The organism is Nocardioides fonticola (genome assembly GCF_039536805.1).
In the GTDB taxonomy this organism is placed as follows: domain Bacteria; phylum Actinomycetota; class Actinomycetes; order Propionibacteriales; family Nocardioidaceae; genus Nocardioides; species Nocardioides fonticola.
Genome location: NZ_BAAAZH010000012.1, coordinates 225412 through 246151, shown reverse-complemented (window position 1 = coordinate 246151; position 20740 = coordinate 225412). Strand labels below are relative to the sequence as shown.

Here is a 20740-nt window from a genome sequence, read left to right as displayed (position 1 = left end):
AGAGGAGGAGCCGGATGAGCGGCTACGAGGTGGCAGCAGCGGCAGGGGCGATCGCGTTCGTGGCGGCGGGACTGGCGATCGCCGTCGCCGCCCGGACGCCGGGACCGGCGTGGGCGGCGCCGGCGCTGCTCAGCGCCGGCTTCCTCTGCTGGAGCATCGGCACGGTGGCAGCGGAGGGACCGACCGGCTTCTGGACGCTGCACACCGCCGACTCCTGGGGCGTGCAGGTCTGGTGGGACCTCCTGCTGGCGGCCGGCACGGCCTGGTTCCTGCTCCAGCCGCGCATGCGCGAGCTCGGGCTGCCGCGGGTGCCCTGGTTCCTCGCGATCGCCGCGTCCGGCTCGATCGCCCTGCTCGCCCTCGTGGCGATCGTCCTGCGGAGATCGGCGACCGACCGGGTCGAGCAGGCGGCGACCGGCGCCTGAGCCTCTCCGCGCCGGGCACAGCCGAGGGTGCGCCCGGCGCGGAGGACGTGCGCGTCAGAGCGTGCAGAGCCTGCTGCGGTCCTGGCGGCCGCCGGCGACCGGCGTGATGCGGAACTTGCAGGCGTCGTAGCCGCGCTCGGTGACGATGTCGCGGATCTGCGACCAGGTGATGCCCTGCAGGTCGGGGGTGCGCGAGAGCACGAAGCCCGACCGGCGGGCGGGATCGCCCACGATCGCGGTGGAGTAGTCGGGCGAGAGGTAGGTGATCACGTAGTTCGGCTGGCTGGTGTCGCCGAAGTTCGGGATCCCGTTGAAGTTCACGCGCAGTTGGGCGTTCGTCGTCGGGTCGAGGACCGTGGCCTGACCGGTGACCGAGCTGGAGAAGCCCAGCCAGGTGCGGCAGGTGTTGCGCACACCGATGGTCGAGGCGTCGACCGCGGTGTAGGTGGCGCGCGAGTCGCGCGCGCACTGGATCTGGAAGATCTGCGGGATGGCGGCGACCTGGTTCCAGTCGCCGAGGTAGCGCTGGAGGTCGACGGAGGCGACCGGGGCGAGCGGTGCCGTGGTCGCCTGGGCCGCAGCGGCGTCGGCGGTGGGCGCGACCGCGGCGAGGGACGCCACGACGGCGGCACCGGCCGCAGCGGCGGCGGCGAGACGGGTTCGGATGCGGATCATGGGGATTCCTTTCCGGGATGGAACTTTCTCCTCCATGGTTCGCCACCCACCCCCGAACAGCTGGGTCCGAGAGGGTGAGCCGGACGGCGCGCGACCTAGAGTGGCGACATGCGCCGCATCGCCGCCGCCTCCCGCGGGCCCTCCGGCTCCCGGTGGAGCATCGCGAGCAGCGACTCGCTGCTCAGCATCGCCAGTGCGGGATCGGTGTTGAGCATCGGCAGCGTCGGGTCCTTCGCCTCGGTCGCCTCGATCGGCTCCTCGATGAGCATCGCCAGCATCGGCTCGCACCAGAGCCGAGGGTCGGTGCTGTCGCATCAGAGCGACACCGCCGTGCTCAGCGCCCAGTCGCGCCGCAGCCTGCTCTCCTACCGCTCCCAGGACGCCGTCCGCGGGCACGCCGCGAGGGGTGAGCGGTCGTCGCTCCCGCCCGGGCTGGGCCTCGGCATCGGCGTCCTCGCGATGACGGGCGCGGCACTGCTGGTCCGCGCGCGCCGTCGCGGGGCGGGGCTCAGCCTGGATTCACCGGTGGCCGCGTAGCGAGCGGCACCAGGCGGGTGTCCTGGCAAGGCGCCGGCGCGACGGCGGTCTGGTTGCACCATCGAGCGGCGGGAGCGCAGGGCGCCCGGATGGTGTCGCGCAGTAGCGGGGGAACCGGTGAATCCGGGCTCAGCTCTTCGGCGTGACCCAGAGCCGGATGACGCCCTCGACGACCACGGTGCCGTCGTCGCGCACGCCCGTGACCCGCACCGGCAGGTCGGGGTCGTCGGAGGCCCACTGCTCGGGGTCGGTCTCGGCGATGCAGGTGATGTCGCTGGTGGCCTTGGCCGTGTAGGCGACCTCCATGCCCTTGGGGATCCAGCGCTTGTCGGCGGGGATCGTGGCCTCCGCGAGGGCGCCCATGGCGGCCTCGAGGCCGTTGCACAGCGCGATGGCGTGCACCGTGCCGATGTGGTTGTGCACGCCGCGACGCTTGGGGATGACCAGCTCGGCGCGGTTGGGCTCCAGCACGGTGAACCGCGGGCGGATCGTGGCGAAGTAGGGCGCCTTCTGCGCGAACGCCAGCGAGAACACGCGCTTGCCGACGCTGGCGCCGACGACGGGGACGGTCGTGGCCGTGCGCCACAGGGAGAGGACCTGGCTCATGGGACGAAACTTACCGATGGGTAACTTGTCCGGTCAATCGGACGCCGGTCCCCTCGGCTGACACCCGTCAAATCCGCTGCTACCGTCCGGCCGTGCCCCTGATCGCCACGCTCCCCGAGGACGTCGACGCCGCCTTCCTCGCCGCCGCCCTCGATCTCGACGCGGCGCCGTCCGATCTGCGGGTGAGCCCGGTCGGCACCGGCCAGATGGGCACCTGCGTGCGGGCGGCCTGGACGGGCTCCGGCGGCGACGCGCGGTCGGTGCTGGTGAAGCTGCCTGCGGCCGATCCGGCAGCGCGGGCGCTGGTGGCGGGCGCGTACGCCACCGAGGTGCGGTTCTACACCGAGCTGGCCCCGACCCTCGCCGTCCGCGTGCCGACCTGCCACCTGGCCGCCCTCGGCGACGACGGCGCCTTCACCCTCGTGCTCGAGGATCTCGCCCCGCGCGTCCAGGGCGACCAGATCGCCGGGAGCACCGCGGCACAGGCCCGCGCCGCCGCCGTCAACCTCGCCGGACTGCACGGGCCGCGCTGGTGCGACCCGAGCCTGGAGGACGTCGAGGGCCTCGGCGCCGCGACCGCCGAGGACGCCGCGATGCTCGCCGAGCTCTACGGCCCGACCACCGACCTGTTCCTCGACGCCGTCGGCGACCTGCTGACGACCGAGGACGCCGCGACCCTGCGCGCCTGCGGAGCGGTCATCGCCGACTGGTCGCTGGCCCGCCCCGAGCGCTTCGCCCCGGTGCACGGCGACTACCGCCTGGACAACCTGCTGTTCGCGCCGCCGGAGCAGCCCGACCTCGACGTCGTCGCCGTCGACTGGCAGACGGTCTCGCGCGGACTCCCGGCGCGCGATCTCGCCTACCTGCTGGGCACCGGCCTGGAGCCGACTCTCCGCGCGCGGGTCGAGCGCGACATCGTCGAGGCCTACCGCATCGCCCTGGGCACCCACGGCGTCGACCTCGACACCTTCACCGCCGAGCAAGCGTGGGACGACTACCGGTTGGCCATGCTCCAGGGCCCGCTCGTCACCGTGTTCGGCTGCGCGTACGGCACCCGCACCGAGCGCGGCGACCGGATGTTCGCGGCCATGGCGAGCCGCAGTGCGGCGGCGATCCGAGCGCTGGGGTCGCTCGAACTCGTCGCACACCCGGCCTGAGCCCAGAAGGCTGAGCCGGGAAGGACCGAGGCCGGGTCAGGCGACGGAGAGCAGCAGCTTCTCGAAGGCCGCCAGCTCGTCGGCCGAGAGCGAGGCGTCGTCGCCGAGCTTGGTGCGCAGCTGCGCGGCCACGAGCGCGAGCCCGGCGCGGTCGAGGGCCCGGCCCACGGCGCGGAGCTGGGTGAGCAGCTCATCGGAGTCGCGACCGTCCTCGAGCATCCGGAGGACGCCGGCCAGCTGGCCCTGGGCACGCTTGATGCGATTGGCGACCGGCACGAGGTCGCTGGGCAGTTCGGAGTTCACGGGAGCAGTCCTTCGAAGCGCAGGCCGGATCGGGGAGCGGTGCTAGGTTGTCGCCCGCGCGCAACACGTGAAGCGACTGTCGTTCGAAGGCAACCCCTCGGTGCGAGCACCCCCCCGCTCGTCCGGGGGGTTGCCTTGGGACGACAATGCTTCAACGTTCCGCAGGGCCGCGCGTTACGCCGATCGCGTCGCGACCGCGAAGATCCGCCGGAACGGCAGCACGACGACGCCATACCGGGCGGGGTACGCCGCCCGAAGCCGCCGCCGGAACTCCTCCTCGAACCTCGCCCGCAGATCGGCGGGCAGGGCCTGCAGCACCGGGCGCGCACCGGTGCCCGAGATCCACTCGAAGACCGCGTCCTCGCCCGCCAACCGGTGCAGGTAGGTCGTCTCCCAGACGTCGACCGCGGCAGCGCCGGCGTCCTCGAGGGCGTGCAGGTAGTCGATCGGTTCATCGGACGCCGGCGCGGCGACGTCGGCGGTGTGCGCCGCATACGGGCCCTCGGCCGCCAGCTCGCGCAGCAGCACATGGCTGGGCGCGCCCATGTTCCCCGGCACCTGGAGGGCGAGCGCGCCGCCGGGGCGCACCGCCCGCAGCAGCGCGGGCAGGAGGTCGCGGTGGCCGGGCACCCACTGCAGGGTCGCGTTGCTCAGGACGACGTCGGCGACCGACGGTCCGGCGTGGTCCAGCCAGGTGCGCAGGTCGGCGAGCTCGGCCTGGAGGCCGGGCACCGCGCGGGCCTGCTCGATCATCGCGGGGCTGGAGTCGACGCCGCGCACGCGGGCGCCCGGCCAGCGGGCGAGCAGCAGTCCCGTCAGGTGACCCGGCCCGCAGCCCAGGTCGACCACGTCGTGCACCTGCTCGACCGCGACGCGGGCGATCAGGTCGACGAGGGGACGGGCCCGTTCGTCGGCGTAGGCGAGGTAACGCTGGGGATCCCAGCGCGGTGCGGATGCGGACATGACGACCTCCGAGACAGGGTGATGGTGTCCCTAGAGTCTCGATGTCGTGAATCTTGATGTCAAGAGATCTAGCGTTCCGGGCTGGCCTGGCCGAGGAAGCTGCGGGCCATCTGGAGCGCCTCCGCATGACTGGTCAGCTCGCACACGACCGCCCGCCCGGCCCAGGAGAACCGGATCGTCGCCCCGTTGACCCGGATGCTCTCCAGCATCCGCCACGGGATGAAGTCGACCCCGTAGTCGGGCACGCGCGCTCCCCCGCTCGGCGCCACGAACTCGACGTGCAGCAACGCCTCGGGCATCGCGGCCAGGAGGCGCGCGGGATGGGAGCCGCGCTTCCGCACGAGGTGCGGATGCGGGCGCGAGGAGGAACCCCGGGCGCTGACCATGCGCTGGATCTCCTCGGGGATGCCAGGGTCGTCGAGCATGCCGGGCCGGTCCGGCTCCTCGCGCTCCTCCTCGGCGTCGTCACGGCGCCCGAATCGACTCATGGGGTGCCCATCGGCCACGGTCGGCCGTTCCGTAGAGGTCAGCCGGCGCCGAGGTGCGCCAGCACCTCGGCCGCGACGACATCGGGCCGCTCGAGGTTGAGGAAGTGGCCGGCCCCCGGGACGGCGAGGGCGCGCGAGCCGGGAGGCAGGTGCGCCGCGACCCGCTCGACGTAGCGCGGGTTCAGGCACCCGTCGTCCGCGCCGTGCAGGTAGAGCAGCGGTCGGATCGGGTCGGCGAGCCAGCAGCGCCGGTGGGCGCGGTAGCGCGCGGGCGGGCGCCACGCCGTCCGGAAGGCGCGGTAGTAGCCGAGGACGGCGCTGCGCCGCTCGGGGGTGTCGACGCTGCGGCGCAGGTAGGCCAGGTCGACGCTGGCGTCGTAGCCCGGCGACCAGGCGGCCCACAACCCGGCCACGAGCCGGTCGAAGCGCGCCTCGGGCAGGCGCGGCAGCTGGTTGAACCCGATGTACCAGCTCATCCGCGCCTGCCGCGCGAGCGTGGTGAGGTAGCCGAGCGGGTCGGGCGCGAGGTGGCCCATGGCCGAGAGCGGCGGCACCGCCATCGCCACGACCCGCGCGAAGGGGGCGTCAGGGCACGCGGCCAGCGCGTTGGCGGTGATGGCACCCCAGTCGTGGCCGACGACGACCGCGCGATGGTCGCCGCCGAGCACCCGGTGGACGCCGATCGCGTCGCTCACCAGCGCCGGCACGTGGAACGACCCGTCGACGGGGATCTCGGAGGGTCCGTAGCCGCGGGTGAACGGCGCGACCACGCGGTACCCCTCCTCGGCCAGCCGCGGGCCGAGATGGCGCCAGGTGTGGGCGGTGTCGGGGAAGCCGTGCAGCAGCAGGGCGAGCGGCCGGTCGGCGTCCGCGGGATCGCCCCAGGTCAGCGCGCGCAGGGTGACCTCGGGGAGCCGGACGTCGAGGAGTTCGCTCACGGCGGCGACCCTAACGGCCGGGTCGGCCCGACGGCACCAGACATCTCGACGTCAAGATTCTCGATGGGCGTACCATGGCGGCATGCGCGACGAGGTGGACGACCTGGTCGAGGCCTGGGTGCGGGAGCGCCCCGACCTCGACCTCGCACCCGTCGCCGTCTTCAGCCGCATCTCCCGCCTCGCGCGCCACCTCGACCTCGCCCGCCGCGAGGCCTTCACCGCGCAGGGCATCGAGTCGTGGGAGTTCGACGTGCTGGCGGCCCTGCGTCGCGCCGGCGAGCCCTACGAGCTCTCCCCCGGCCGCCTGCTGCGCGAGACGCTGGTGACCAGCGGCACGATGACCAACCGCGTCGACCGGCTGGCGGCCCGCGGCTACGTCGAGCGCTCCCCCGACCCCGACGACCGGCGCGGCGTCATCGTGCGCCTCACCCCCGACGGCAAGGACGCCGTCGACGCGGCGTTCGGCGCGCTGCTCGACGCCGAGCAGGAGATCCTCGCCGAGATGGACGCCGCCGACCGCGACCGGCTGGCCGGGCTGCTGCGCACGCTGCTCGCTCCGTTCGCGGAGGGCTGAGCCGCGTCAGGTTTCCCCGGTCAGCCGGGGAAACCTGATGTTAGTGGGCGAAACTTCGCCCACTATGTGCCAGTTTCCCCGGTCAGCCGGGGAAACCTGCAGGCCCCTCAGGCCACCAACCGCGCCCCCAACACCGCCTCGGCGCAGGAGCGTCCGAGCGCGATGTGGTCGGCGGTGCGGGAGAAGTCGTTCATCCGCACCCCGAGGTCGGGGGCGGTCAGGTGCACCACCTCGACGCCGGGCGGGAAGGCGATGTCGGGGCGCACCCGCATCGAGACCGCGAGGCTGGCCAGGAGGACGTCGAGCGGCGTGCGGGCCTTGCGGCGCATCGCGTCGACGCTGGCGTCGAGCACGAAGACCCGGTCTGGTGCCAGTTCGGCGGCGCCGGCGACGGGCACGAGGTCGGCGATGCCGCCGTCGACGTGCATGCTCGTCGTCCCGTCGGGCTCGGTGAGCCGGGCCGGCTCGAAGATCCCGGGCAGCGCCGTGGAGGCGAGCAGGACGCCGAGCAGGTCGCCGCGGTCGTGGTAGGTCGCGTGGTAGCTGGCGTGGCCGCCGTCGATGCGGGTGGTCGTCACCCGCACCGGCACCGGGAGGTCCTCGAGCCGGGCGACGTCGGTCCAGCGCCGCACCAGCGACTCCAGGCCGGTGGTCGGGTAGAGCGAGGTGGGGTGGCGCACGACGTGGCCCAGCCTGTTCCAGGCGCGGCCCGGGAAGATGTCCTGGGCGCGGATGCCGCGCCAGTGCTCGGCCAGCCGCGCGACGCCGGCGTAGCCGGGGTGGCAGGCGAGGAACACGGCGTTCAGCGCACCGACGGAGGTGCCGACGTACGCCGCGGGCCGGACGCCGTAGGAGAGCAGCACATCGAGCATGCCCACCTGGACGGCGCCCCGCGAGGCGCCGCCGGAGAGGACGAGCACATCTCGGGGGGACATGCCCCTCCCATCGGCAGCGGGCCGCGCGAGATTCGCGCCACGGCGCGGATCTGACCGATCGGAGGAGTCCGCACCACCCGCCGGGTCCAGCCCCGACGACCGGCCCGTCACCGGAACCGGCGCGGTCTCACTCGACGGCCTCGGCCGCCTCCAACCACTCCAGCTCGAGCTCCTCGCGCTCGGCGGTGACGGCGTCGAGCTCGGCGGCGAGGGTCGCGAGCCGCTCGTAGTCCTGGGCGGCCGCGGCGATGGCGGCGTTCAACTCGGCCTCGCGCTCGGCCAGCCGCTCCAGCTGCCGGTCGATGCGGGCCATCACCTTGCGCGCGGCCCGCTCCTCGGCGCTGCCGGCCTTGGCCCGCGACGTCGCCGGGACGGCGTCCGCGGTGGCCGGCGCAGCGGCAGCGGCAGCGGCAGGGGCAGCGGCGGCGGCCGGGACGGCGTCGACGCGCGGCTCGAGGTGTGCGGGCAGGCGCCGTTCGAGGTACTCCTCGATGCCGCGCGGCAGCATCGAGATCTGCCCGTCGCCGAGCAGCGCCCACACCGAGTCGGTGACCCGCTCGAGGAAGTAGCGGTCGTGGGAGACGACGATGAGGGTGCCGGGCCAGCCGTCGAGGAAGTCCTCGAGCACGGTGAGGGTCTCGATGTCGAGGTCGTTGGTGGGCTCGTCGAGCAGCAGCACGTTCGGCTCCATGAGCAGCAGCCGCAGCAGCTGGAGCCGGCGCCGTTCGCCGCCGGAGAGGTCGCCGATGCGGGCGGTGAGCCGGTCGCCGGTGAACCCGAACCGCTCGAGCATCGAGGTGGCGGTGAGCTCGGAGCCGTCGACGGTCTTGGTCAGCCGCCGGATCGACTCCACGCTCGGCAGCACCCGCGCCTCGGGGTCGAGGTGGTCGAGCTGCTGGGTGAGGTGCTGGAGCGCGATGGTGCGCCCGTGCCGCACCCGGCCCGCGGACGGCGCGAGCTCGCCGGCCAGCAGGTTCAGCACCGAGGTCTTGCCGGCGCCGTTGACCCCCACGATGCCGATGCGGTCGCCGGGCCCGATGCGCCAGGTGGCGCGGGAGAGCAGCGTCCGCTCGCCGCGCGCGAGGTCGACGTCCTCGACGTCGATGACGTCCTTGCCGAGCCGCTGGGTGGCGAAGCGCTGGAGCTCGAAGCGGTCGCGCGGCGGCGGGACGTCCTCGATGAGCTGGTTGGCGGCGTCGATGCGGAACTTCGGCTTGGAGGTGCGCGCCGGCGCTCCGCGGCGCAGCCAGGCCAGCTCCTTGCGCACCAGGTTCTGGCGCCGCGACTCCGAGGCGGCGGCCTGGCGCTGCCGCTCGGCCTTGGCCAGCACGAAGGCGGCGTACCCGCCCTCGTAGACGTCGACGGCGCCGTCGTGCACCTCCCAGGTCCACTGCGAGACGGCGTCGAGGAACCACCGGTCGTGGGTGACGACGACGAGCGCGAACGTGCGCTGCACGAGGTGGTCGGCCAGCCACGCCACGGCCTCGACGTCGAGGTGGTTGGTGGGCTCGTCGAGGACGACGAGGTCGTGGTCGCCGAGCAGCAGCGCGGCCAGCGCGCATCGGCGTCGTTCACCGCCGGAGAGGCCGACGACGGCGCGGTCGAGCGCGACCCCGGCGAGCAGCACCTCCACGACCTCGCGGGTGCGCGGGTCGGCGGCCCACTCGTGGTCGGAGCGGCCGCCGAGCACCGACTCGCGCACGGTGTGGGTGTCGTCGAGCTCGTCGCCCTGGTGCAGGTAGCCGATGAGCAGCCCCCGCTGGCGCGAGACCCGGCCGGAGTCGGGCTCCTCCAGGCCGGTCATCACCTCGAGCAGCGTCGTCTTGCCGTCGCCGTTGCGCCCGACGATGCCGATGCGGTCGCCCGCGCCGATGCCGAGCGAGACCTCGCTGAGCAGGGGCCGCACGCCGTAGGACTTCGAGACCCGCTCGAGGTTGAGGAGGTTCACCACGGCGAGGTCACCACGTGGACGCCGGAGACCGGGGCCGGGACGGCGGAGACCCGCGTGTGCCCCTTGTCGACCATCTCGCGGTGGACGATGTGGGCGTGGGCCATCGACTCGCACAGCAGCAGCACGGTCGGACCCGAGCCCGACAGCAGCGCGACCAGGGCGCCGGCCGCCTCGGCGTCCTCGAAGGTGTGGGCGAGGTCGGGGCGCAGCAGCAGCGCCGGGTCGGTGAGGTGGTTGCCGACCGAGGCGGCGAGCCCGGCGACGTCACCCTCGGCCAGGGCCGCCAGCAGCGCCGGCGGGATGATCGGGTCGGCCACCGTGCCGTCGCCGATCTCGTGGGCGAGCCGGTCGAAGGCCGCGTAGACCGCCGGGGTCGAGAGGCCCTCGTCGTTCTCCACGACCAGCCACCACCACGACCCGGTGTCGGCGACCGGCTCGACGAGCTCGCCGCGCCCGGTGCCGGCGGCGGTGCCGCCGAGCAGCGCGAAGGGGACGTCGGAGCCGAGCCGGCCCGCCAGCTCGAGCAGTTCGTCGTCGGGGGTCTGGAGGTCCCAGAGCCGGTCGAGCGCGACCAGGGTGGCAGCCGCGTCGGCCGACCCGCCGGCCAGGCCCCCGGCGACCGGGATGCCCTTGTGGATCTCGATGCGGGCGGCCCGCTCCCCCAGCCCGTGGTGCTCGACGAGCAGCCGGCCGGCGCGGATCGCGATGTTGGTGTCGTCGGCGGGCACCTCGGCCAGATCGATGCGCGATTCGCCGGTGAGCTGCACCGACCAGCGCTCGTCGTCGGTGACGGTGACGTCGTCGTAGAGCGCGATCGCCTGGTAGACGGTGGCCAGCGGGTGGTAGCCGTCGGGGCGCACCGGACCGACCCCGAGGAAGAGGTTGATCTTGGCCGGCGCCCGCACGGTCACCGACCGGGCCTCCTGCTGGCTCATGCGAGTCCCTCCGCGATCGCGACGAACTCCTCGATGCCCAGCGACTCCCCGCGGGCCAGCGGGTCGACGCCCGCGGCGGCGAGGGCGGCGTCCACCTGCTCGGCGGGGGCGAGGGAGCGCAGGACGCCGCGCAGCGCCTTGCGACGCTGGGCGAAGGCGGCGTCGACGACCTCGAAGACCCGCTCCTTGGCCACCGCGGTGGTGGGCGGTTCGCGCCGGGTCCATGCGACCAGGCCGGAGTCGACGTTGGGTGCGGGCCAGAAGACGTTGCGGCCGATGGCGCCAGCGCGGCGCACGTCGGCGTACCAGGCGGCCTTGACCGACGGGACGCCGTAGACCTTCGAGCCCGGACGCGCGGCCAGCCGGTCGGCCACCTCGGCCTGCACCATCACCAGGCCGCGTTCGAGGGAGGGCAGCAGGTCGAGCAGGTGCAGCAGCACCGGCACCGAGACGTTATAGGGCAGGTTCGCCACGAGCGCGGACGGCGCCGGACCGGGCAGCTCGCGCACGCGCAGCGCGTCGGCGAGCACGACCTCGAACCGGTCGACGTGGTCGGGGGCGTACTCGGCGATGGTGCGCGGCAGGCGTCCGGCCAGCAGGTCGTCGAGCTCGATGGCGACCACCCGGTCGACCACCTCCAGCAACGCCAGGGTCAGCGACCCCAGACCGGGGCCGACCTCGACGACGACGTCACCGGCCCCCACTCCGGACTCGCGCACGATGCGCCGCACGGTGTTGGGGTCGATGACGAAGTTCTGGCCGCGCTGTTTGGTGGGGCGCAGGTCGAGCTCGGCGGCCAGCGCACGGATCTCCGCGGGCCCCAACAGCCGAGGCGCAGCGGGATCGGACATGGGCGCCAGACTAGGCCAGGGGCCGGTCATGCCGGACGGCGGCCGGGCCGGGCCCGACCGCCGTCCGATCGATGGGTGCGTCACGTGCGGAGCTGTCGCTGGACGGCTCCGTCAGCGCGGCAGGCCGAGGGACGCCGCGCAGGCCGGCCAGGCGCCGTACCCGCCGGATGCGTCGCGGACCTTGGTGGCGATGGCGATCTGGGTCTCGCGCGAGGCGTTGCTCGGCAGACCCGATCCGCCATAGGCCTGCCAGGTGCCGAGGCTGAACTGGAGACCGCCGTAGTAGCCGTTGCCGGTGTTGGTGGCCCAGTTGCCGCCGGACTCGCACTGGGCGAGGCGGTCCCAGACCGTCGAGCCGCCCGCGAAGTTCGCGACCGGCGCCTTCGTGCCGACCGAGAGGATCTGGTCGACGGGCGCACGCAGCACGCTCTGGCGCAGCACGGTGCGCACGGTGAGCTGGCCGTTGCGGTAGACGAGGCGGTAAGTGACGTTGCGCAGGCCGTCGCGGCCGGCGCGGACGACGGTGTCCTGACCGACGGGGGCCGAGGCGTCCTCGCGGCGGATGGTGCCGAAGGGCACCTCCTCACCGGCGACGAAGCGCTTGACGATGCGCACGTCGGTGAACACGATCCGGTCGCCGTCGTGGATCGGGGTGTCGAGTCCGGGCTTGGCCACGTCGTGCCGGCCGACCGTCACGCCGAGGTCGTCGAGCGCGTCGGCGACGGTGGAGGCGGTGAGGGTGCGGCGCTCGGGCTTGCGGCCGCCGATGACCACGGTGAGGGTCTTGGGGGTGACGACGTCGAGCGTGGCGCCGGAGCGGTCGATGAGTCCGCCGCGGCTCAGCGACAGGTCGGCGTCGGTGAACTCGCGGCCGATCTCGCCCAGGGCGCCGGCCACGGTGGTGGAGGTGACCCAGTAGGTCTTCTCCTGCCCGTCGACCGACACCGTGAGCTGGCGGCCGAAGCGGACGCTGATCGCGGAGCCGTCGGTGACCGTCTCGTCGGGGTCGGGCAGGACGACGTCGTGCGGGCCGAGGTCGATGCCCTCCTCGCGGAGCACGTCGCCGACGGTGCCGCTGAAGGTGTGCACGGTCTGCCGGTGCCCGTCGAGGGTGAGCGTCACGGTGGTCGAGAACGCCCGGTAGCCCAGGGTCGTGCCGGCGACGGCGGCGACCACCACGGCGGTCAGGGCGACCACCAGGCTGCGGTTCTTGCTGGCGCGGTCGAGAGAGGCGGCCGCCCAGCGGGTCAGCCTGGTGAGGTGGTGCACAGTGCTCCGAACGTCGTGCTCTCCGGGCCTCGGGTGCCGGCGCGACAGTTCGGGGAGGACTGCTCCGGGCACCGTGGCCACGGAGGCGTCGGTGTGCGGTGGGAGACCGCGAGTGGAGCAGGATCTGTCGGTGATGCGCCGGTCAGAATCGGTCCCGATCCCGGCCGTCGAGGATCGATGAGAACAGCCCGCCACCCGCCGATGCAAACTCCCTTGCACCGATGTGAGGAGGCTCTCGACGCTGAGGAGCCGTGCTTGAGAACGGCGTTCTCGCAGGTCAGAGGGGCAATTGACGGCTGTCGTGTGCCGCGTTGATGAGAAACCGGTGAGAGGCGCTTCCTCGCACCTTCGGATGCCCGACCCGAGGACTACCCGAGCATCACCAGGAGCCGCCGAAGGCCCGATCGGTGTTCGCCTCGACGGCCGCGCACAGCTCGCCGAGATCCTCCCCGCGCACCTGCGCCATCAGCCGCATCGTGATCGGGATCAGGTAGCTGGCGTTGAGCCGCCCCCGGTGGGGCGCGGGGGTGAGGAAGGGGGCGTCGGTCTCGACCAGGAGGCGGTCCTGCGGCGCCATCGCCAACGCCTCGCGCAGGTGCCCGGCGTTGCCGAACGTGACGGTGCCGGCGAAGGAGAGGTGGGCGCCGCGGTCGAGGCAGGCGCGCGCGAACGCGGCGTCCCCGGAGAAGCAGTGCATGACCCAGCGCTCGGGAGCCCCCTCCTCGTCGAGCACCCGCAGGACGGCGTCGTGGGCGTCGCGGTCGTGGATCACCAGCGTGCTGTCGGTGCGCTTGGCGAGGTCGATGTGGCGCCGGAAGGACTCGACCTGGGCCGCGATGCCGTCCTCGCCGGTGCGGAAGAAGTCCAGGCCGGTCTCCCCCACCGCGCGCACCCGGTCGTGGCTGCGGACGAGCTGCTCGAGCTCGGCCATCGCGTCGTCCAACCGGCCCGCCGCGACCACGAGCGGCGCCTCGTTGGGGTGCAGCGCGACGCCCGCCACCAGCTGCGGGTGGTCGGCCAGCGCGGCGACCGCCCAGCGGGCCCGCTCGAGATCGCAGCCGATCTGCACGATGCGCGGGACGCCGACCGCCGCGGCCGCGGTGATCGCCTCGGCGACCGGCAGGGCGGGGGTCTCGAGGTCGCCGCGGGCGATGTCGAGGTGGCAGTGGTTGTCGACGACCGGGTGCGGCAGCGGCTCGGGGGCCGGCGGCCGCTCGGTGCGGGCGCCCGCGTTCGGGCTCACGACGCCGCCACGCGCGCCAGGATGGCCGCGGCCAGCGGCTCGGGCGCCTGGGTGGGGATCCAGTGGGTGACGCCCTCGAGCACCACCAGCCGGTAGTCGGCCTCGGGTGCCATGCGCGCCGCCGTCCCCTCAACCCCGTGGCGTCCGACGGCGACGTCGCCGTCGCTCCACACCAGCGTCGTGGGCACCCGCACCTGCTCGGCCAGCAGGCCGCGGTCGGCCAGTGCCATGGCGCGGTACCAGTGCAGCCCGTAGGGCAGGACGCCGTAGCCGACGATGCCGGTGTGGAAGCGGGCGACCTCCGCAGGCGTCATGCCGAAACGGCGCAGCATCGGGTCGATCAGCCGCGGACGCCGGGCCAGGGCGGTCATGACGAACGGCGCGGTGAACGGCACGAAGTACCAGGACTTCAGGAACTGGGTGGAGGTGAACTCCGAGCGCAGGAAAGCGCCGGGATGCGGCACCGAGACCGCCGTGAGCGAGCGGATGAGGTCGGGGTGGCGCATCGCGAGGGTCCAGGCCACCGCACTGCCCCAGTCATGTCCGACCAGGTGCGGACGGCGTCCGGTCTGCTCGTGGAGCAGCTCGGCGAGCACGGCGACGTCGTCCGCGAGCTCGGTGGTGCGGTAGTCGCGGACCCGCCGCGGTCGCGCCCGGGGGCTGTAGCCGCGCTGGTCGACGGCCAGGGTGCGCAGGCCGGCCTCGTGCAGCCGGGCCGCGACCTGCTCCCACGAGCTCGCCCGCTCGGGGAAGCCGTGCAGCAGGATGACCGGGTCGCCGTCGCGGGGGCCGGTGTCGATGACGTCGAAGGTGAGTCCGTCGCGGGAGAACTCGGTGAGGGTGCTCGTGCTCATCATGGGGTCGGTCCTCCGGTGGCGGGCTTGTGCACGAGGTCGTAGACCACGCGCTTGGGGACGCCGGCAATCCTGGCGACCTCGACGATCGCCTCCTTGCGCGCGGTGCCGGCGGCCTCACGCTCGGCGACGGCCGCGCGCAGGCTGGCCGGATCGGTGTCGACGGCGGTGGGGCTCGCGCCGGCGACGACGAGGGTGACCTCGCCGCGGACGCCGTCGGCGGCCCAGGCGGCCAGCTCGGCCAGCGGGCCGCGCACGACCTCCTCGTGGGTCTTGGTGAGCTCGCGGCAGACGGCGGCCGGGCGGTCGGCGCCGAAGGCGTCGGCCAGGGCGCGCAGGGCGGCCTCGGTGCGGTGCGGGGCCTCGAAGAAGACGAGCGTGCGCTCCTCGGACGCCAGGCCCTGGAGGCGGCGCTCGCGCTCGCCGGCCTTGCGCGGCAGGAAGCCCTCGAAGCAGAAGCGGTCGACCGGCAGGCCGCTGACCGCGAGCGCGGTGAGCACGGCGCTGGGGCCGGGGACGGCGGTGACCCGCACGTCGGCCTCGACCGCTGCGGCGACCAGGCGGTACCCCGGGTCGGAGACGCTCGGCATGCCGGCGTCGGTGACGAGCACGACCCGGCGTCCGGCCAGCAGCTCCTCGAGCAGCACCGGGGTGCGGGCCGCCTCGTTGCCCTCGAAGTAGGAGACGATGCGCGCGCTCGGCTCGATGCCGAGATCGCCGAGCAGGCGCCGCAGCCGGCGGGTGTCCTCCGCGGCGATCACTTCCGCCGCCAGCAGCTCCTCGGCCAGGCGGGGCGGCGCGTCGCCGACCCGGCCGATCGGCGTCCCGGCGAGCACGAGGACGCCGGCACCGCCGGTGGGGCCGCCACCGGGGCCGGCGGGGGCGTTCGCGGGGGCGGTCATGGGCCGCATCATCGCAAACCCGCGCGCGGACGCCGGAACGTCGGTGGGGGTCCGTAGAGTTCCGTCCCGTGACCACGACCGCCCCGCCCGCGTCCGAGCGCGACGCGTCCGGCCGGCAGCTCCTCGGGAGCACCGCCGAGGGTCGGCCCGTGCCGTCGGCCTGGCAGCGGGCGCGCGGGCGCCTCGACCTCGAGGACCCCTTCATCGGCTGGTCCGCGGCGATCGGGCTCACGCTGCTCGCGTTCTTCCTGCGGCTGTGGAAGCTCGGCTCGCCGAAGGAGTTCGAGTTCGACGAGACCTACTACGCCAAGGACGCCTGGTCGCTGATCAACCAGGGCTACGTGCACGACTACGTGAGCGACGCCAACGACAAGATCCTCGCGGGCACCACCACGGGCCTGTGGAAGGACACCCCGTCGATGATCGTCCACCCCGAGGTCGGCAAATGGCTGATCGGGCTGGGCGAGAAGGCGTTCGGCATGGACCCCTTCGGCTGGCGCATCGCCTCGGCGATCGTCGGGTCGCTGATGGTGCTGGTCATGGTGCGCCTGGCCCGCCGCGTCACGGGGTCGACCGCGCTGGGGCTGGTGGCCGGCGTCCTGCTGATGTTCGACGGCCTGCAGTTCGTGCTCTCCCGGCTGGCGCTGCTCGACATCTTCCTGGCCTTCTTCACCCTCTGCGCGGTGGCCTGCCTGGTCAACGACCGCGACTGGTCGCGGTCGCGGATGGCGGCGCTCGTGCCCGAGCGCATCGACGACCCGGCGTCCTGGGGCCCGGTACGGGCACTGCTGTGGCGGCCGTGGCTGCTGGCAGCCGGCGTCTGCTTCGGCCTGGCCTGCGGCACCAAGTGGACCGCGATCTACCCGCTCGCGGCGTTCGGCGTCCTGCTGGTGGCGTGGTCGGCCGGCGCCCGGCGCTCCTTCGGGGTGCGGCACGCGTGGCTGAAGGCGCTCGTCGCCGACGGGCTGCCCGCCTTCGGCTACCTGGTCGTCGTCGGGTTCGTGGTCTACCTGGCCACCTGGACCGGCTGGCTCATGCACGCCGGCGCCTACGAGCAGCACCTCTCCTCGACCCAGTACACGCAGTTCGTGGCCGAGCAGGGCTGCCAGGGCGAGAGCCTCCAGGCCGAGCTCGACCCCGAGAAGCGGTGGCCGACGGCCGACGACTACGACCGGTCCGGGCCCGGCACGATCCTGACCAACCTCGAGTCGCTGTGGCACTACCACCACGACGTCTACATCTTCCACACCCACTTCCTGAACTGCGCCACCCACACCTACGCCTCGCAGCCCTCGGGCTGGCTGTTCCTCAACCGACCCGTCGGGGTGGCCGCCGACACCGGCATCCAGCCCGGCACCCGCGGTTGCGAGGCCCCGGCCGGCAGCGACTGCCTGCGTCAGGTGCTGCTCATCGGCACGCCGGCCCTGTGGTGGGGCGGATGCCTGGCGCTGCTCTACGCCGTCCTCATGTGGGCCGGGGCGCGCGATTGGCGCTTCGGGCTCGCGGTCGTGGGGGTGGCCTCCACCTGGTTGCCGTGGCTGCTCTACGCCGACCGGCCGATCTTCCTCTACTACATCATCGTCTCGCTGCCCTTCCTCGTGCTGGCGCTGACGTTGACGATCGGGCGGATGATCGGCAGCGACGAGGGCGCCACCCGACGACGCACGATCGGCGTCATCGCCGGCGGCACCTTCGTGGTGCTGGTGATCGCGAACTTCGCCTGGTTCTGGCCGATCTACACCAACGGGCTGCTCACCCACTCCGAGTGGCTCGACCGCATCTGGTTCTCGAGGTGGGTCTGAGATGAGTTCGTTCGAGCCCGGCTGGGGCGAGATCCCCGCGCCGCTGCTGGAGTTCTGGACCCAGCGGCACCTGTGCACGCTGACGACGCTGCGCCCCGACGGGCGGCCCCACGTCGTCCCGGTCGGGGTCGCGCTCGACCCCGAGCAGGAGTGCGCGTGGGTGATCACCAACCCCGGCTCGCGCAAGGCCCGCAACGTGCTCGCCGGCGCCGGGGCCGGGCAGATCGCGGCCTGCCAGGTCGACGGCCCCCGCTGGTCGACGATCGAGGGCACCGCCGAGCTGCGCGACGACGCCGCCTCGGTGGCCCGCGCCGTCGAGCGTTACGCCTCCCGCTACCGCCAGCCGCGCGAGAACCCCGACCGGGTCGCGCTGCGGCTCACCGTCGAGCGGTTCGTCTTCGGGCCGGGGTTGCTGCGGGTGGCCGAGGGCTGAGGCCCGGTGCACGGATGAGCCGGGGGCGGTGACCGAAAGTTTCAGCGGGTACCCGCCGATTCTTTCGGTTCCCGGCCGAAGCTTCGGCACCGTGCCGAAAGTTTCAGCGGGTACCCGCCGATTCTTTCGGTTCCCGGCCGAAGCTTCGACACCGCAGCGAAAGTTTCAGCGGGTACCCGCCGAAGCTTCAGCGCTCACCCGCCGAATCTTTCGCCGCCACCAGCCCCACCCACCCCCGCGCCACAACATCCCCGCAACACGCTCCCCCTAGGCTTCGCGCCATGCGCGTGCTCGAAGTCGGGGACGGCGAGATCCGGGGCGAGTACGTCGCCCCGACCGTCGACCAGGTCCTGTGGGGGCGGTTGCCGTGCGCGACCGACGCCCCGATCCTCACCGTCGAGCCGGGCAGCGAGGTCACCTTCGACACCCTGAGCCACGAGGGGATCCTGGAGGACCAGGGCCGTGATCCCGAACGGTTCTTCGCCCCCTACGAGGTGCCCGTGCTGCGCGACGCCGTCGCGCTCGCGGCCTCCGAGACGCCGCGCACCTTCGGCGTCGACGGACCGCACGTGGTGAGCCGACCGGTCGCGGTGCACGGCGCTCGGCCGGGCGACCTGCTGGCGGTGACGATCCTCGAGACCACCCCGCGGGTGCCCTACGGGGTGGTGTCGAACCGGCACGGCCGCGGCGCGCTGCCCGGCGAGTACCCGCTGGCCGACGACGGTGCGGTGTTCTCGGCCTTCGCCCGCGTGGCCGCGGACGGCGTCCACGGGGAGCTGCCATTGGTGCCCGGGGGCGAGCAGCACGCGCGGTTCCCGCTGCGACCGTTCCTGGGGATCATCGGCGTCGCGGTGGCCGGCGACCAGCGGCCGCACTCGGTGCCGCCCGGCGCGCACGGCGGCAACATCGACATCAACCTGCTGGTGCCCGGCGCCACGCTCTACCTGCCGGTGCAGGCCGAGGGCGGCCTGGTCTACGTCGGCGACCCGCACTTCGCGCAGGGTGACGGCGAGGTGGCGCTCACCGCGATGGAGGCGTCGCTGCGCGCGACCGTGCGCCTCGACGTCGTCGCGCACGAGGACGCCGTGCGGCGCTTCGGCGAGCTCGCCGGACCGTTGGCCGAGGACGCCGACCACCTCATCCCGACCGGCCTCGACGAGGACCTCGACGTCGCGATGAGCAACTGCGTGCGCGCCGCGATCGCCCTGCTCCAGGCGCGCCACGGGATGGACCCCCGCATGGCCTACGCCTACCTCTCGGCGGCCACCGACTTCGACATCTCCCAGGTGGTCGACGTCGTCAAGGGCGTGCACGCCCGCATCCGCAAGGCCGACTTCGCGCACCTCGGGACGCCGTCATGACGGCGACCGGCGCGGCCCTGCCGGTGCCCGACGGCCTGGTCGAGGCGTTCTGGGAGTACGAGCGGGCCCTCATGGCCGACGACGTCGCGACCCTCGACCGGCTCTTCGCCGACGCGTCCACCACCCTGCGCGGCGACGCGAACGGGCTGCTGGTGGGGCACGAGCGCATCAGCGCGTTCCGCAGCGGCCGGGGCGGTGCGCCGCAGCGCCGGATCGTGCAGACCCACGTACAGACCATCGACGCCGACCACGCCCTCGTCGTCGCCGTCACCGAGCTCGCGCGCGGCGGCCGCGGCCAGCAGACCCAGCTGTGGGCGCGCTTCGCCGACGGCTGGAAGGTGACCGCCGCCCACGTGTCGGTGCCCGCGCCGGCGCTCGACACACGCATCTGGCGGGTCGTCGGCGACCCGCTGGTGCCGGGCGCGGCCACCGGCCCGCTCACCGGGGAGAGCGTGGCCGTCAAGGACCTCTACGCCGTCGCCGGCCACGTGATCGGCGCCGGCAACCCGAGCTGGGAGGCCGAGGCCACGGTCGAGCGCGGGGACGCCGCCGTGGTCTCCGCCCTGGTCGAGGCCGGTGCGGCGGTCCGTGGCATCGCCCGCACCGACGAGTTCGCCTACAGCCTGGCCGGCACCAACGCCCACACCGGCACCCCGCCGAACCCGAAGGCGCCCTACCGCATCAGCGGCGGATCGTCGTCCGGGTCGGCCTCTGCGGTCTCCCTCGGCCAGGCGACGATCGGGCTGGGCACCGACACAGGCGGCTCGATCCGGGTGCCGGCGGCCTATCAGGGCCTTTACGGCATCCGCACCACGCACGACGTCGTCGACCGGCACGGGCTGCTGGCGCTGGCACCGACCTTCGACACCGTCGGCTGGTTCACCCGCAGCGCCGACCTGCTGGCGCTGGTCGGCGAGGTGCTGCTGCCCGATCAGAGCGAGCCGGACGGCGGCCTCGACCTCGTCGTCGTCCCCGAACTGCTGCGGTTGGCCGAGAACGACGTCGCCGCCGCGTGCGACCGCTGGATCGCCGACCGCGGGCTCGTCGTCCGCGAGACCTGGCCGCTGGCCGACCTCGACCTCTGGGTGCGGGCGTTCTCGACCTGGCAGGCATGGGAGGCCTGGCAGGTGCGGGCGCCGTTCCTGCAAGGCCGCCTCGACGTGCTCGGACCCGACGTGCGCGCCCGCTTCGAGAACGCCTCGCAGGTCACCAACGCCGAGGCGCACGCCGCTTACGACGTGGTCGTCGCGGCGCGGGCCCGCATCCGCGAACTGCTCGGCGACCGGGTGCTCGTGCTGCCCTCGGCGCCGACGACAGCACCCGAGCTCGGCACCGGCCTGGCCGATCGCCTCCAGGCCACCCGCGAGGCCACCCTGCGCCTCACCTGCCTGGCCGGCCTCGGCGGGCTGCCCGCGGTGAGCGTGCCGGTCAGCACGACGACCGGACTCCCCGCCGGCGTCTGCCTGGTCGGAGCGCCCGACCGCGACCGGGCGCTGCTGCAACTCGCGGTCACGCTGGCCTGACGCGGACGCCATCAG

The 20740-nt window shown here is 73.7% G+C and carries 22 protein-coding genes; 8 read left to right on the top strand and 14 right to left on the bottom strand.

Annotated features, from left to right (window positions below):
- The first annotated feature begins 14 nt into the window (after positions 1-14).
- On the top strand, positions 15-425 hold the full coding sequence (locus tag ABD671_RS08565) for a hypothetical protein (protein WP_344732892.1): 411 nt from the start codon (positions 15-17) through the stop codon (positions 423-425).
- Between the two features lie 54 nt (positions 426-479).
- Here ABD671_RS08565 and ABD671_RS08560 read toward each other — a convergent pair whose 3' ends face one another.
- Entirely contained in the window at positions 480-1100 is a 621-nt protein-coding gene (locus ABD671_RS08560) for a lipocalin family protein (protein ID WP_344732891.1), read from the bottom strand.
- A gap of 108 nt (positions 1101-1208) precedes the next feature.
- Here ABD671_RS08560 and ABD671_RS08555 point away from each other — a divergent pair, with 108 nt between their 5' ends.
- Entirely contained in the window at positions 1209-1637 is a 429-nt protein-coding gene (locus tag ABD671_RS08555) for a hypothetical protein (RefSeq protein ID WP_344732890.1), read from the top strand.
- Positions 1638-1766: 129 nt separating this feature from the next.
- Here ABD671_RS08555 and ABD671_RS08550 read toward each other — a convergent pair whose 3' ends face one another.
- Positions 1767-2243 (bottom strand): hotdog fold domain-containing protein, encoded by a 477-nt coding sequence (locus tag ABD671_RS08550; RefSeq protein WP_344732889.1) that lies wholly within the window; start codon positions 2241-2243, stop codon positions 1767-1769.
- A gap of 92 nt (positions 2244-2335) precedes the next feature.
- On the opposite strand from ABD671_RS08550, the gene ABD671_RS08545 reads away from it, so the two are divergent.
- Positions 2336-3400: a phosphotransferase family protein gene (locus tag ABD671_RS08545; RefSeq protein ID WP_344732887.1), complete on the top strand. Its 1065-nt coding sequence runs from the start codon at positions 2336-2338 to the stop codon at positions 3398-3400.
- A 36-nt stretch (positions 3401-3436) separates the two neighbouring features.
- Here ABD671_RS08545 and ABD671_RS08540 read toward each other — a convergent pair whose 3' ends face one another.
- The 4 genes from ABD671_RS08540 to ABD671_RS08525 all read right to left on the bottom strand — a co-directional run bounded on the left by ABD671_RS08540 (position 3437) and on the right by ABD671_RS08525 (position 6092).
- Positions 3437-3703 (bottom strand): metal-sensitive transcriptional regulator, encoded by a 267-nt coding sequence (locus tag ABD671_RS08540; protein WP_344732886.1) that lies wholly within the window; start codon positions 3701-3703, stop codon positions 3437-3439.
- 174 nt (positions 3704-3877) lie between these two features.
- Positions 3878-4666, bottom strand: coding sequence for a methyltransferase domain-containing protein (locus tag ABD671_RS08535; protein WP_344732885.1), 789 nt, complete (start codon positions 4664-4666; stop codon positions 3878-3880).
- 68 nt (positions 4667-4734) lie between these two features.
- Positions 4735-5154: a hypothetical protein gene (locus ABD671_RS08530; protein ID WP_344732884.1), complete on the bottom strand. Its 420-nt coding sequence runs from the start codon at positions 5152-5154 to the stop codon at positions 4735-4737.
- Positions 5155-5192: 38 nt separating this feature from the next.
- Positions 5193-6092 carry an alpha/beta fold hydrolase gene (locus tag ABD671_RS08525; RefSeq protein WP_344732883.1) on the bottom strand — a complete coding sequence of 300 codons (900 nt, stop codon included), beginning with the start codon at positions 6090-6092 and terminating at the stop codon, positions 5193-5195.
- An 82-nt stretch (positions 6093-6174) separates the two neighbouring features.
- Here ABD671_RS08525 and ABD671_RS08520 point away from each other — a divergent pair, with 82 nt between their 5' ends.
- Entirely contained in the window at positions 6175-6666 is a 492-nt protein-coding gene (locus ABD671_RS08520) for a MarR family winged helix-turn-helix transcriptional regulator (RefSeq protein ID WP_344732882.1), read from the top strand.
- Positions 6667-6773: 107 nt separating this feature from the next.
- On the opposite strand, the gene ABD671_RS08515 is transcribed toward ABD671_RS08520, so the two are convergent.
- From ABD671_RS08515 to rsmI, 8 genes are all read right to left on the bottom strand, one after another.
- Positions 6774-7601, bottom strand: coding sequence for a patatin-like phospholipase family protein (locus ABD671_RS08515; RefSeq protein WP_344732880.1), 828 nt, complete (start codon positions 7599-7601; stop codon positions 6774-6776).
- A 127-nt stretch (positions 7602-7728) separates the two neighbouring features.
- Positions 7729-9552, bottom strand: coding sequence for an ABC-F family ATP-binding cassette domain-containing protein (locus ABD671_RS08510; protein WP_344732878.1), 1824 nt, complete (start codon positions 9550-9552; stop codon positions 7729-7731).
- The gene (locus ABD671_RS08505) at positions 9546-10487 is read right to left on the bottom strand and encodes a 4-(cytidine 5'-diphospho)-2-C-methyl-D-erythritol kinase (RefSeq protein WP_344732877.1); all 942 of its coding nucleotides are present in this window, start codon (positions 10485-10487) and stop codon (positions 9546-9548) included. The genes ABD671_RS08510 and ABD671_RS08505 overlap by 7 nt, the downstream gene beginning before the upstream one ends.
- Entirely contained in the window at positions 10484-11338 is an 855-nt protein-coding gene (gene rsmA / locus ABD671_RS08500; RefSeq protein ID WP_344732876.1) for a 16S rRNA (adenine(1518)-N(6)/adenine(1519)-N(6))-dimethyltransferase RsmA, read from the bottom strand. The genes ABD671_RS08505 and rsmA overlap by 4 nt, the downstream gene beginning before the upstream one ends.
- A 111-nt stretch (positions 11339-11449) precedes the next feature.
- Positions 11450-12607: a resuscitation-promoting factor gene (locus ABD671_RS08495; RefSeq protein WP_344732875.1), complete on the bottom strand. Its 1158-nt coding sequence runs from the start codon at positions 12605-12607 to the stop codon at positions 11450-11452.
- A gap of 379 nt (positions 12608-12986) precedes the next feature.
- A complete protein-coding gene (locus tag ABD671_RS08490; RefSeq protein ID WP_344732874.1) occupies positions 12987-13850 on the bottom strand; it encodes a TatD family hydrolase in 864 nt (287 codons plus the stop codon).
- Positions 13847-14707, bottom strand: a complete 861-nt coding sequence (locus ABD671_RS08485; protein ID WP_344732873.1) for an alpha/beta fold hydrolase — start codon at positions 14705-14707, stop codon at positions 13847-13849. Before ABD671_RS08485 ends, ABD671_RS08490 begins: the two co-directional genes overlap by 4 nt.
- On the bottom strand, positions 14704-15606 hold the full coding sequence (gene rsmI / locus ABD671_RS08480) for a 16S rRNA (cytidine(1402)-2'-O)-methyltransferase (protein WP_344732872.1): 903 nt from the start codon (positions 15604-15606) through the stop codon (positions 14704-14706). Before rsmI ends, ABD671_RS08485 begins: the two co-directional genes overlap by 4 nt.
- 68 nt (positions 15607-15674) lie before the next feature.
- On the opposite strand from rsmI, the gene ABD671_RS08475 reads away from it, so the two are divergent.
- The 4 genes from ABD671_RS08475 (at position 15675) to ABD671_RS08460 (ending at position 20725) form a co-directional block, all read left to right on the top strand.
- Entirely contained in the window at positions 15675-17408 is a 1734-nt protein-coding gene (locus tag ABD671_RS08475) for a dolichyl-phosphate-mannose--protein mannosyltransferase (RefSeq protein ID WP_344732871.1), read from the top strand.
- 1 nt (position 17409) lies between these two features.
- Positions 17410-17841: a pyridoxamine 5'-phosphate oxidase family protein gene (locus tag ABD671_RS08470; protein WP_344732870.1), complete on the top strand. Its 432-nt coding sequence runs from the start codon at positions 17410-17412 to the stop codon at positions 17839-17841.
- Between the two features lie 281 nt (positions 17842-18122).
- Positions 18123-19202: an acetamidase/formamidase family protein gene (locus tag ABD671_RS08465; RefSeq protein WP_344732869.1), complete on the top strand. Its 1080-nt coding sequence runs from the start codon at positions 18123-18125 to the stop codon at positions 19200-19202.
- Entirely contained in the window at positions 19199-20725 is a 1527-nt protein-coding gene (locus tag ABD671_RS08460; protein ID WP_344732868.1) for an AtzH-like domain-containing protein, read from the top strand. The genes ABD671_RS08465 and ABD671_RS08460 overlap by 4 nt, the downstream gene beginning before the upstream one ends.
- Positions 20726-20740 lie beyond the last annotated feature (15 nt).